Below are 12638 nucleotides of genomic sequence, written 5' to 3' on the forward strand. Positions count from 1 at the left end.
GGCTATGATTAGAACTTCTCAATCACAGTACGACTGATGATTTCATCCTGAACTTCTTTACATAATTCAACGAAGTAAGCACTGTAGCCAGCAACACGGACGATTAAGTCACGGTATTTTTCAGGCTCTAATTGCGCTTTTTTCAGTACTTCATTATCAACATAGCTAAATTGCATCTGGCCGTTACCCAGAATTGAAGCTGTTCTTAATAAGGTAATTAAACCTTGGCGTCCTTCATTGGTATCTAATAAACCTTTCAGGAATTTGAAGTTATGAACCATACCGATATTCATGGTTTCAACATTCATCTTACTGATTGATTTGATAATCGCTGTTGGGCCATGTTTATCAGCGCCTTGTGTTGGGCTGATACCATCTGACAATGGTTTCCATGCGAAACGACCATTTGGAGTCGCTGCGGTTAACTCACCAATTGGCGTGTTATTAGAGATAGACAGCGTACCGTGGCTTAGAGTGGAGTAGAGCATTTTGTATTTACGACATTCACGCTCAGTCCATTCCGTAATATCCAGCGCATATTGGTCAACAACATCGTCATCATTACCAAATTTCGGTGCATTTAAGCAGTCACGTAACAACTCATCATGACCTTCAAAGTTAGCTAATAGCGCATCACGGATTTGCTCTAAGGTGTATTTCTTATCTTCATAAACAAGTTTGCGAATAGCCGCCATGGAGTCAACGTAAGTTGCTAAACCAGAGAAAATCAACCCTGGGCCATGGTTAACCATTGCTCCACCCGCAGTAACGTCTTTACCTTGTTCCATACAGCCTTCAACCAGTAGAGACATTAATGGTTTCGGTGCAACATCACGGTGAACACGTTGGCTGATCACAGTACCAATTGCTGATAAACGAACGATATGTGCCACTTGCTCTTTTACAGCGCGGTCGAAATCTTCATAAGTACGCAGGTCGCGTAAATCGCCTGTATCTAAACCTTGATAGCTATCAAACAGCACCATACGGCCACGGTTTAATACAAATTCAATTGCGATAGGCCATTGGGTATAACCTGTTGATGTCCACTGATAAATACGACCTGATTTTTGTGGCTCAACACAACCCATCAAGCAATAGTCACGCGCATCTTCAAAGTCGAAGCCTTTACGTAGCATCATCTTGATATGAGAATCATCGAAGTGACACGCAGGGAAGCCCATACCGGCTTTTACTACATCAACGATTTTTTCCATATATTGCTGTGGAGATTGGTTATGAATACGACATGCTAATGATGGTTGATACACTTTCACAAAGCGTACCGCATCCATAATCAGGTAAGTTAAGTCGTTACACGCATCGCCACCAGAGCGTTTTTGTCCACCAATGGTTAAGTTGATAAATGGCTGATAACCCGCGAAATATTTCGCCCCCAGTTCACTCGACATCCACATTAACTCAGCACATTTGATGATAAAGGCTTGCATCATTTCCAGTGCTTGTTCACGCGTTAAACGACCTGATTTGATGTCGTTTTCATACATTGGGAAGCAGTATTGGTCTAAACGACCTAAAGAAAGACCTGTTTGGTTTTCTTCTACTTCAAACAGTGACTCTACAGTCCAAATACTTTGCAATGCTTCTTGCAGTGTTTTTGGTGGATTAGCGGGTACATTTTCGTTGACTTGAGCAATCGTCAGTAACTCTTCACGACGTTGTGGATTGCTCTCTTTTGATGCTAATTCACGCGCATGTTCTGCAATGCGATGTGCGTAAGCAATCACACCTTCACAGCTTTCAATAGACGCTTTGTAGAAGTAGATACGGTCGATATCAGCAGGGTTTTCCATGCTTAATTCAGCCAGTTTGGCTTGTGCATCGGCTTTAATGCCGTTCATACCCTTAGTGAAAAGCAGGACGTCATAACCTGGGCAAGTATCGCCACCACCATTGATTTGGTGATAAGAAAGATCACTGACAAAGGTTTCACCACTAAATTCCCACACACCCGCTTCGCGATATTGTGCTTCACAGATCTCATCTAAAGAACGACCTTCCCAGAATGGAACAATCTCTTCACGAATGACTTTTTTGTCTTCTTCTGAAATTTGGAATGGATCTTGTGGACGAGTGCTCATGGTATCGAGTTCATCACGAACCCAGCGCCATGCGATATCAGGAGAGAAAGCACCAGCACGCGCTTTTCCACAAGGATGTCCAACAATCAGCTCTTCATCTTGAATTAAGATAGGTGCGGTTTCACATGCGCGACGGAAAGCTTTAGCGCGCAGTAAAATTGGTGGTAAACCTGGGTTATTACGAACAATTTCAGTAAATGCTAATGCTCTATAAATAGAGACACTTGGACGTGCTTCTAAATAGCGATTACGTAAGCGTTGTAAGCGAGGCGTTAAACCTTCCATCACTTTAAGTTCGCCCGCATCAGTGCTTGGCGCTACAAAATTTGCAGAAGGTGCAGCGTATTGAGGTTGTGAATTCGCACGACCATTGTATAAACGCACTTGCAGTGAACTGTGTAAGGTTGACAGGTTAGCGCGCGCGGATAATAGCATCTCTGACAATTCGTTAATGCTGACGCGTGGATCGTTTATATCCACACCCTGTGTCATTGCATCAAACATTGGATAACCATCAACTTCTTTGGTTGCGCGTACTTCTGAAAGCTCAGCCAATTTCAACCATACGCTTTCAACAATTTCATAGGCTTGTGCTTGTGTTAAACGACCTTGGTCGATATCACGTTGATAGAATGGATATAACGCTTTATCAAATCCCATTGGGTTAATGGCGTAGCTACCATTTTCCAGATGTAAGACTAATTGCAATAAATAGAATACTTGAACCGCTTCTTTAAAAGTTTCTGCGGGTTTTGCTGGCACTTTACGTAATACTGCAGCGCTGTCTAATAGCTCTGCTTTACGGTATGGGTTACCTTCCATTGCTGCTAAATTCTCTGCTTTTGCAGACAGAATTTGTGCGAAATACAGTGCTGCATCGCATGCATAAATAGCAGATTTACAGAAATTGGCTTCATCCATACTGCTGCGGTTTACTGCACTACCAATGCTTCTAATTCTGTCTTCAAGCTGTGCTTTAATTGCTAAGAAACCTTGGTTTACCACCAGCATATAATCAGGTGATGCAACGCTATTGTTAATACTTAAGAAACGGTAGATAGAGTCGCTACGTACTTCTTCTTCAGTGTGAAAAATCGCACCGCGTGGTGTTGATGACTGGCTGCCGATAATCAGTTCATCTTGTGCAATATAGCTTGGAAAATGGCGGATAAACTCATAAAAACGCTGCGCAGGTTTAATCGCTTGAGGAACACCTGCAATGCTGTTGTCTAATGAATCAAAAATTGTCGCACGCTCTGTACTGATTGAGCTATTACGTGAAACTAAACGTTCTGCCAGCATTTTTACGCGTGGCGTCAAAGAATATTTGGCCATGTGAGGCTCTCCTGATGTTCTTTACTTGACCTAATCGGTATTCATTCGGTTGAGCATTAACTGTGTGATACACCGGCAAATGCCTGACGATACAATGTTTCTAATTGGTGTGTGTTCACGTCACGCGGATTTGTCGGCGTACAGCTATCTCGTAAAGCCTGTCCGACCATTTCCATTAAACGGGCATAAAAGTCCGCTTCACTGACACCGGTATCGCGAATACTCTTCGGCATACCCATTTCATCTTTCAATACATTAATGGCGACGATTAAACTGGTTACCCCTTCTCTTACGGTGCTAGCTGGAAGTCCTAAGCTTTGAGCAAGATAGGCGTAACGTTTTGCTGCTTCACTATTACAATCACCATGAAGATTGGCGTTAAAGGCGACAACATGTGTCATCAATAACGCATTTGCACGACCGTGAGGAACGTGGAATACACCGCCTAATGCGTGGGCAAGACTGTGAGTAATACCCAGCGAAGCGTTAGTAAATGCCATGCCTGCAATACAAGATGCGTTATGCATTTTTTCACGAGCCATCAAGTTGTCACCTTGATGGTGGCAATCAATAAGATGACTAAAGACTAACTTGACGGCTTTCTCTGCCATCGCATCAGAGAAATCAGATGCAGCTTTAGAAACATAAGCTTCTAGTGCATGACAAAGGACATCCATACCTGTATCAGCGGTAATGGCAGGTGGCACAGATTTCACCAACTCAGGATCGAGAATGGCGACATCAGGCAACATAAACTCATCAACCAAGACCAGTTTTTCACTACGTGATTTAATCACTGAAAAAGAGGTCACTTCAGAGCCAGTGCCACTTGTGGTTGGGATCGCAATAAATTGTGGTTTTGTTCTGTTGCTCTCTTTACGGGTATGCCAGAGGGAGTACATAACGGCTTTCGCGGCATCAATCACTGATCCACCACCGAGTGCGATAACCAAGTCTGGATAATGAGCATCCATGATCTTCATACCACTCACGATGGCTGAAATATCTGGATCTGAAGCAACATCATCGTAGACTTGAAACTCGATACCTCGTTGCATTAACTTATCAGTGACTTTATTTGCAAAGCCAAACTTCACCATTGCTTTATCTGTCACCACAAATGCGCGGCGGGCAGTTAACCCAGAGAGAAAATCCAGTGCATTGGCGCCAAACTGAATTTTGGGTTTTATCAGAAACTCACTCATGTCGTTATTACTCCTTACTGTCCCGATAAACCTTCTCAACAATGGCAACCACTGACATCGCCTTGTAACGATCTTTGTTCAGTGCAAAGTATTCTTCAGCCAACACAACATCGTTGATACCTGCACCTACACTGTCCACTGCAACATAAGTTTTGTTTTTCAGTGGTTTAAGCTCATCATCCAAGGTGGCTATCATTAATAAATTGCTACCTTTAAGTTCTGGGCTTTTTTGTGTCGCTACTACGTGTCCGATTACCTTTGCGAGGATCATGGTTTATATCGCCTTATATCAATGAGTTATTTACTCAGACGTCCGAGAACTTCCTTGATAATGCGTTCCACGTTTTCTTCGGTAATATCACCTTGTTCAATCACTTGCTGCGCACAAGCACTGACCGTCGTTGCATAAGGAGATGCACCAAAGCGATCATCACCTTGAGTTTGACGTTGTGCAGTGGCACATTCAGCATGAACAGGGCTTAAAGAAGGTGAACGAAAACGGTCATCATCAAGAATGCTGGTCTGATGATTTGCGCTAGAAACAGCACAAGCAGAAACAGCAGGTTGAGCAGCTTCTTGTGCTAAAGGACAAGGTTGTTTCAACTCTTCAACGGTACGCACGCCATAACCTACTTTACGAATATTCAGTAGATTCATAGGGCCAACGTTGTCAGAGCTAGAACCGCCACCAACAGCACCGCAACCTAAAGTAAGTGCAGGAGTAATATTGGTTGTTGCTCCGATACCGCCTAATGCCGCAGGGGTATTAATCAGAATACGGTTAACAGGTTTTTCTAAAGAGAACTGACGAATAACATCTTCATTTTTAGTATGAATAACTAAGGTATGACCTAAACCTTCGTTAGTCAGTAATTGCACCACACGATCGCACGCTGATTTCCAATCTTCTTCGATATACATCCCTAAGATTGGGCATAGTTTTTCGCGTGAATACGGATTTTTTGGTGAAACAGTATCTTGTAATGCGATTAATACACGCGTATTTGCGGGTACGCTAAAGCCTGCACGTTGGCTTAAATAAATCGCATCTTTACCCACAACGGCTGGGTTAATCGTACCGTTAGCACGCAGTAACATTGAAGCCACTTTTGTTGCTTCTTCGTCATTCATAAAGTAAGCACCTTGCGCTAATAACTCGCGGTGAACTTCGTTATAAATGCAACGTTCTACGATAATGGATTGCTCTGATGCGCAGATAACGCCGTTATCGAATGTTTTACTGGTGATGATATCGCTCACTGCTTTTTTGATATCAGCACTACGTTCGATAAATGCAGGACCATTACCTGGGCCGCCACTGATTGTTGGTGTGCCTGATGCATAAGCTGCACGCACCATACCTTCACCACCAGTCGCTAAAATCAATGACACATCTTTGCTGTGCATTAATTCTTTTGTCGCTTCCAGAGTCAATAATGTCACACCATCAACAATACCTGCTGGCGCACCAGCTTCTAGCGCCGCTTTTTTAACAATTTCTAACGCACGGAAACTACACTGTTTTGCATTTGGATGCGGAGAGAAAATAATCGCATTACCCGCTTTCAGTGCAATTAGGGTTTTATAGATAATGGTTGATGTTGGGTTAGTTGAAGGGACTAACGCCGTGATAACACCTAAAGGCACGCCAACATCCATGACTTTTTTCACTTTATCGTCATTGATAATGCCAACGGTCTTCATGTCTTTCATATGTTCATACACACGCAATGACGCGAAGGTATTCTTCAGCACTTTGTCTTCCCACTTACCAAAGCCTGTTTCTTCGTTCGCCATTTTCGCCAACTCTTCTGCATGACGAGCGGCTTCAAATGCAATGTGTTTTACAATACTGTCGATTTTTTCCTGCGAAAACTTAGCATAAACAAGTTGTGCATTTTTCGCGTTACGAACTAGCTCACGAGCCAGTTGTCTGGATTGCAAATCTTTATCTAATGCAACCATGTCTTCCCCCATACAGGAGTTAAAAAATTTAGCTGAATAACTTATTTCTTTGCTTTACAGCACGCCTGAGTAATCAGGCTTTGTGCTGTTGTGCGATTTTCTCGATATCGTTATGCGGTCTTGCAATAACACGAGAAGTCACGACGGTGCCGATACGTTTTGCCGCTTCAACACCTGACTCAACCGCTGCATTGACTGCACCGACATCGCCTTTCACCATCGCTGTCACTAAACCTGAACCGACGTTTTCATAACCAATCAGTTCAACATTGGCTGCTTTACACATTGCATCAGCAGCTTCAATGCAAGCGACAAGACCTTTGGTTTCAACTAGACCTAGTGCTTCTTTCATATTTATTTCCTTCGTTATTCAGTCACTTTGTACTGGGCAACGATTTTTTGAATATCGTTATGTGGACGAGCGATGACTAATGAAGTCACAACCGTACCAACACGTTGAGCAGCTTCTAAGCCAGATTCCACAGCGGCTTTAACGGCACCTACATCACCTTTCACCATTGCAGTTACTAAACCTGAACCCACATTTTCGTAGCCGATTAACTCAACATTTGCCGCTTTACACATCGCGTCAGCTGCTTCGATACAAGCAACCAGCCCTTGAGTTTCAATAAGTCCTAATGCATCACCCATACGTTCTCCTAAGGCAGAAACTATGCCTTGTGTTTGATAACAATCTTGTTGATGTCATTGTGAGGACGAGCAATCACGAGCGATGTAACAACTTCACCCACGCGTTGTGCTGACTCCACACCAGAATCCACTGCAGCTTTCACTGCGCCTACGTCGCCTTTCACCATCGCAGTCACGAGACCTGAACCTACATTTTCATAGCCAATAAGTTCAACGTTCGCGGCTTTACACATAGCGTCAGCGGCTTCAATACATGCCACCAGACCTTTGGTTTCGATCAGACCTAATGCATCACCCATTTTCATTTCCTCCGAGAAGCCGTTTAACGGTTTACGTTTGCCCATTGTGTCTGCGTGGTGATTTTTTAAACGCAGACGTTGGTTTCAAAATCACTATAACGCGCAAAAAAGAAAACAAAATATAAATCCATAATATGAATACATATAGAATTTAACTCTGATATTTAGCGTTATTTATGCCTCTATTTATCTTTTCATACTGTTAATTTAATTTTTTCATCGTTATAAATTTATTGAACTTTATAAAAAATAGATTAAAAAATAGGCAAATTAACTTTGTTAGAAGGATGTTGAAAAGGTGCAAAAAGGTAGTACATATCGACGGGAAAGATGTGCGGAATATCACTGATATTTGAACGTGAGATCAATAATTGAAAAAGGCTAAATCGAGTCTATATACAAATCGTGCTATTTTTTTGTCGATAACGTATTTATCAAAGTTAAACCTTTACTACGGTGTATAAAAAATAAAGATGGAGACTCTTTACTATAAATGTCATGCAGACAATCGGTTCAAATTAAGGAATAGGCAAAAGAGCTAAAATCAGGAATGTGTGAGAAAGAATATTAATTAAAGGGATGGGATATATTGAGTTTTAGATAAACAAAAAGGCGGCTATATAGAGGCCACCTTGCAAAAGTAATATCAGATAATCAGGGCAATTAATCGAATTTACTACCCGGCTTTAAGGTACAAATATAGAGTGGTGAATTGAGCGAACTTAAAAGTAATGTTTTCTCATTTAGCTTCTGGGCATTAATAAATAACCCATCATGACTGTCTGACATTTCACGCATAAAATAGTCAAAAATCACATCAGGAGATTCATCAATTGATGATGCACTAGCATCCCATTGGCTAACAAAATAGTGACGTTCAGTCGGTGAAACACGCTTAGTTGTATAATCAAATTTCACATAGCGTTGTAAATACAACCACCCTGCTTTTGAGGTGGTATAACCTTCAACGACAATTGACCCTTTACCATTGGCACCAAATGAAAAATGAATATTACCATTTACATTTTCATCTTCCATATTTTCAAAACGCATAATACCTTTGGTTGAGCAAACCATGACACCTTCGTTTTTAATGGTTAATAATCTTGTTGCTGCATAAGTGGCGACCAAGATAAAAATCAGGGCCGATAAAAAACATAAAAGTTTCCCTGAGATTTTCATTAGTATTTCCAAGAATAGTAAAAGTAATTGTCACAATAACTAAATGGATTATCTTCGTTCTTAGCGCAGTGCGCTAAAAATACTCGCCCCAACCCATTTGTTTGTAATTTATCACCATAAAAGAAAACAAATCGCTCACCTTTCGCACACTGTAAATTAAGCTTCTTTCTTACAGCGTCAAAATTGCGAACATAATTATCACTTACCGCAGAATTAATCATGGCTTCATTAGAAAGTAACTCACAATCATTATGCGTTAATGGTGTCAGTGAAATTGGCTTTGATTGATGTTGATTAAAAAAGATGATCACCGCGAGAAATACTGCACCTAATAAAAAACCGATGCTGGCTAAATACCAACAAATTTCGGGTTTCTGTGTTTTTTCGGGCGCTTCTTCTTGTGTAGACTCTAAAGGTGTTTGAGTTTGCGTTAAAGATAAAGGTGTTGTTGTTTCAACCGCTATTTGATTTTCATCTTTAACTAAAATAGGTGCTTCTTCATTTGTTTGAGTTGAAGGTAATAGCGTTGAATCATCAATCAGTTCAACTGAAATATCGGGATTAAACTCTAACCGCCCTTTCGCAATGGTAACAATGATATTTTCAATGCCATAATGGCGAAATGTTTTTCGTAATAAACTCAAATATTGGTTTAAATTACTGTTTGATGAAACTAATCCGTTATCATCCCAAACCCGTTTTAATACTTCATCACGATTAACAACTCCAGGGTGCTGAATAAAATAAAAGAGTAACGCATTTGCGGTAATAGAAAGATGTGTATCAACACTCTCTTTTTCTAACGATATCGCGCCATCCGTTGCGTCGTAATAAATTAAGGCATTTATTTTGTATTTCATTGTGCCCTCATTCATCCTGATTAAAATTACTGATTTGCTGTGTTTGCCATATAGTCAAATGTCATCTCAGATAATCTTTCAACTAATGCGCTACGCTCTTCTTGTGAAATCGTAGGACCTTCAGTTAATTCAGATAACCAAAGACCATCTGCGGCATAACGAATTAATGTCCCTAAATAACTATTATCTAATTTATCGCCTTTGGCTAAATGCTCTAACATCCAATCACGCCAGCATTTACGCATAATAGGCTCGTTTGGCATGGCTAAAGACAATATAGCTAATTGGCGACTTTCGTCTGACTGTTTTAAATCAGAAATATAAGTTAAATATGCGCGAGAAAAACGCCCCGCTTCAATAGGATCATTTTCCATAATAACTGCAATGCGACTATCCATAATGCCTAATAGACGCTTAAAGACTGCATGCACCAATTCTAGTTTTCCAGGGAAATGATGAAGTAATCCACCTTTACTTACACCCGCTTCTTTTGCGACGGCATTTAAAGATAGAGACGCTATTCCTTCATTAGCCACAATAATGCTTGCCGCTTCCAATAATTGTTCTTGAACTCGGATAGGATCTTTTTTTCGGTGATGCGCAGTTGTATTCATGCATAGGATGATACCGACCAGTCGGTATGTTCCTTATTGATCGAAATCAATCCCTTTTAGACTCGTACTTATTATATGTAAATAATGTAGTTGACTTCACATTCCTTTATTTATTTAACTAAATTATTATTGAAAATATAAAATAAAACAGTAAAGATTGATTAAAATAATATAACGAAAAAATGAGATTTAATTGGGTATTGATTATTATCAATAAATCCGATCAATTAGAAATAATAATATATTTTTTATCAATTTTATCACTTGGTAAAAATAGAAATAAACTTATCCAAAATATTGTTTAATTTCTCTCCGATTTTATTGATCATTTTTTTAGCCGATTTTTTTTCATCACCAAAAGTGTCATAAATATTATTTTCTATTTCTTCATCATTTTTTTCATATTGAAATAAAGTTTCATATTGGTTTATTTGGTTATCATCAATATTTAAAGCTGTATCTTCAATTTTTTTATATGGTTCAATTTCTTCGTATAGATGGATTTCTTCGTATAGATGATCATTACAAGTTTCCATCGTCTCTCTATTAAGTGACTCGTATTCTCCTGTGTTAGCGTCTAAATTCCTATATGGTTTACTATAGGCATAGTCGTAATCTATATTGAGGCTATCAAACGGTTGTGCATAGTCACTCTCCTGATTATGAATACAGATTATATTCTTATCGATTAATATATTATTTTTATTTGAAACACGCGTATTAGCAAAGGTAATATGATTATTATTCACATCACATTTTTCATCACGATTTTTAGATAAAAAATTAAATTTATTTTCTAACTCAATATCTTTAGGTATTTCTGGTAATGGACGATTTACATTAGGATTTCCATTACGTTGAATTAATGTTGCCATATACATTCCCTTATATAATAAACACGTATTTTTATCTTTATCAAAATCAAAAAATATAAAAAAACCTCCTTAACATAAAGGAGGTTAGCAATTGATAAATTAATGATTTAAATTAAATACTGGCTTTTAATGCTTGTTCTAAATCTTCTAAAATATCGTCAATATGCTCAATACCAATAGATAAACGAATTAAATCTCGTGAAACACCTGCTCGTTCTAATTCTTCATCATTTAATTGGCGATGTGTCGTTGATGCTGGGTGACAAGCTAATGACTTTGCATCACCAATATTCACAAGACGTACAATTAATTGTAACGCGTCGATAAATTTAGCACCCGATTCTGCCCCCCCTTTAATACCAAAAGAGAGAATACCCGCAGGTTTACCCGACATATAACGTACCGCTAAATCATGCTCTGGGTGATCACTTAAACCCGCATATTTAACCCATGCAACTTGAGGATGATTTTGCAGATATTCTGCCACTTTTTGCGCATTTTCAGTATGTCTGTCCATACGTAGCGCCAGCGTTTCTAACCCTTGTAGAATTAAAAAAGCATTAAATGGCGACAGTGCAGCACCTGTTCCACGCAAAGGTGCAACACGACATCTTGCTATATAAGCAGCGGCACCAAAATGCTCAACATAATTTACCCCGTGATAAGAAACATCGGGTGTATTTAATATTTCAAAACGATCTTTATGCTCAGCCCAAGGGAATTTACCAGAATCAACAACAATGCCGCCAATCGAATTACCGTGACCACCAATATATTTAGTTAAAGAGTGAATAATAATATCCGCGCCATGTTCAAAAGGACGGCATAAATAAGGTGTTGCAACGGTATTATCAACAATCAAAGGCACACCGTGACGATGAGCAACATCAGCCAATGCTTGAATATCGACAATATTTCCGCTTGGATTTGTGATGGTTTCACAAAATACTGCTTTTGTTTTGTCGTCAATTAACGCTTCAAGAGCAGCAATATCATCATGAGGAGCAAAACGCGCTTCAATACCAATACGAGGAAATGTGTGCGCCATTAAGTTATAGGTACCGCCATAAAGCTTCGCGACAGAAACTATATTGTCACCCACTTGTGCAATAGTTTGAATTGCATAAGTAATAGCAGCCATACCCGATGCTACAGCAACTGCCGCGATCCCACCTTCTAATGCTGCAACACGTTTTTCTAATACATCATTGGTTGGATTCATTATACGGGTATAGATATTGCCGGGTACTTTTAAGTCAAAAAGATCCGCACCATGCTGCGTATCATCAAATGCATAAGACGTCGTTTGGTAAATAGGCACAGCAACAGCTTTTGTGGTTGGATCAGGTGAATAACCGGCGTGAACAGAAAGTGTCTCAAGTTTCATAGCAATCCCTTTTTATTGCATTTGTTCTTATCGTATTACTTAGATACTAAATCGAAGTAGGATCTTTTAGTCTATAACTAATATAGATAAGCTGATATTTCACCTATCGCATAGTGAAATAATTTCAACTTCGATTAATTAACTGGAAGACGAAATTCACTTC

General features: G+C 39.6%; 12 protein-coding genes. All 12 read right to left on the minus strand.

Going from position 1 to position 12638, the window contains the following annotated elements; genetic code table 11:
• Positions 1–8 precede the first annotated feature (8 nt).
• Positions 9–3437: a choline trimethylamine-lyase gene (gene cutC, locus F1325_RS16965; RefSeq protein WP_160230751.1), complete on the minus strand. Its 3429-nt coding sequence runs from the start codon at positions 3435–3437 to the stop codon at positions 9–11.
• A gap of 56 nt (positions 3438–3493) precedes the next feature.
• Complete coding sequence (locus F1325_RS16970) at positions 3494–4642, minus strand: 1-propanol dehydrogenase PduQ (RefSeq protein WP_109373226.1); 1149 nt, start codon at positions 4640–4642, stop codon at positions 3494–3496.
• A gap of 7 nt (positions 4643–4649) precedes the next feature.
• The gene (locus F1325_RS16975; protein WP_064721253.1) at positions 4650–4913 is read right to left on the minus strand and encodes a EutN/CcmL family microcompartment protein; all 264 of its coding nucleotides are present in this window, start codon (positions 4911–4913) and stop codon (positions 4650–4652) included.
• Positions 4914–4939: 26 nt separating this feature from the next.
• Complete coding sequence (locus tag F1325_RS16980) at positions 4940–6607, minus strand: acetaldehyde dehydrogenase (acetylating) (protein ID WP_109373225.1); 1668 nt, start codon at positions 6605–6607, stop codon at positions 4940–4942.
• Between the two features lie 73 nt (positions 6608–6680).
• Complete coding sequence (locus F1325_RS16985) at positions 6681–6959, minus strand: BMC domain-containing protein (RefSeq protein WP_006536328.1); 279 nt, start codon at positions 6957–6959, stop codon at positions 6681–6683.
• Between the two features lie 14 nt (positions 6960–6973).
• Positions 6974–7258 (minus strand): BMC domain-containing protein, encoded by a 285-nt coding sequence (locus tag F1325_RS16990; RefSeq protein ID WP_006536329.1) that lies wholly within the window; start codon positions 7256–7258, stop codon positions 6974–6976.
• A gap of 20 nt (positions 7259–7278) precedes the next feature.
• Positions 7279–7557 carry a BMC domain-containing protein gene (locus F1325_RS16995; protein WP_004249182.1) on the minus strand — a complete coding sequence of 93 codons (279 nt, stop codon included), beginning with the start codon at positions 7555–7557 and terminating at the stop codon, positions 7279–7281.
• Between the two features lie 663 nt (positions 7558–8220).
• Complete coding sequence (locus F1325_RS17000) at positions 8221–8739, minus strand: FidL-like protein (protein WP_006536331.1); 519 nt, start codon at positions 8737–8739, stop codon at positions 8221–8223.
• Complete coding sequence (locus F1325_RS17005; protein WP_109373224.1) at positions 8739–9599, minus strand: transcriptional regulator; 861 nt, start codon at positions 9597–9599, stop codon at positions 8739–8741. Before F1325_RS17005 ends, F1325_RS17000 begins: the two co-directional genes overlap by 1 nt.
• Positions 9600–9625: 26 nt before the next feature.
• A complete protein-coding gene (locus F1325_RS17010; protein WP_109373223.1) occupies positions 9626–10213 on the minus strand; it encodes a TetR/AcrR family transcriptional regulator in 588 nt (195 codons plus the stop codon).
• Positions 10214–10473: 260 nt separating this feature from the next.
• Positions 10474–11088: a hypothetical protein gene (locus tag F1325_RS17015; protein WP_109373222.1), complete on the minus strand. Its 615-nt coding sequence runs from the start codon at positions 11086–11088 to the stop codon at positions 10474–10476.
• Positions 11089–11200: 112 nt separating this feature from the next.
• A complete protein-coding gene (locus tag F1325_RS17020; RefSeq protein WP_160230752.1) occupies positions 11201–12475 on the minus strand; it encodes a bifunctional O-acetylhomoserine aminocarboxypropyltransferase/cysteine synthase in 1275 nt (424 codons plus the stop codon).
• Positions 12476–12638 lie beyond the last annotated feature (163 nt).

This window comes from Proteus columbae, assembly GCF_009914335.1.
Classification (GTDB): Bacteria; Pseudomonadota; Gammaproteobacteria; order Enterobacterales; family Enterobacteriaceae; genus Proteus.

Bases quoted from the DNA above. Each gene is read 5' to 3' on its own strand.
- F1325_RS16970 (WP_109373226.1), bottom strand. From the start codon at position 4,642: ATGAGTGAGTTTCTGATAAAACCCAAAATTCAGTTTGGCGCCAATGCA.
- F1325_RS17000 (WP_006536331.1), bottom strand. From the start codon at position 8,739: ATGAAAATCTCAGGGAAACTTTTATGTTTTTTATCGGCCCTGATTTTT.
- F1325_RS16975 (WP_064721253.1), bottom strand. From the start codon at position 4,913: ATGATCCTCGCAAAGGTAATCGGACACGTAGTAGCGACACAAAAAAGC.
- F1325_RS17015 (WP_109373222.1), bottom strand. From the start codon at position 11,088: ATGGCAACATTAATTCAACGTAATGGAAATCCTAATGTAAATCGTCCA.
- F1325_RS16995 (WP_004249182.1), bottom strand. From the start codon at position 7,557: ATGGGTGATGCATTAGGTCTGATCGAAACCAAAGGTCTGGTGGCATGT.
- F1325_RS16985 (WP_006536328.1), bottom strand. From the start codon at position 6,959: ATGAAAGAAGCACTAGGTCTAGTTGAAACCAAAGGTCTTGTCGCTTGC.
- F1325_RS16980 (WP_109373225.1), bottom strand. From the start codon at position 6,607: ATGGTTGCATTAGATAAAGATTTGCAATCCAGACAACTGGCTCGTGAG.
- F1325_RS17010 (WP_109373223.1), bottom strand. From the start codon at position 10,213: ATGAATACAACTGCGCATCACCGAAAAAAAGATCCTATCCGAGTTCAA.
- F1325_RS17005 (WP_109373224.1), bottom strand. From the start codon at position 9,599: ATGAAATACAAAATAAATGCCTTAATTTATTACGACGCAACGGATGGC.
- F1325_RS16990 (WP_006536329.1), bottom strand. From the start codon at position 7,258: ATGGGTGATGCATTAGGACTTATTGAAACTCAAGGGCTGGTTGCTTGT.
- cutC (WP_160230751.1), bottom strand. From the start codon at position 3,437: ATGGCCAAATATTCTTTGACGCCACGCGTAAAAATGCTGGCAGAACGT.
- F1325_RS17020 (WP_160230752.1), bottom strand. From the start codon at position 12,475: ATGAAACTTGAGACACTTTCTGTTCACGCCGGTTATTCACCTGATCCA.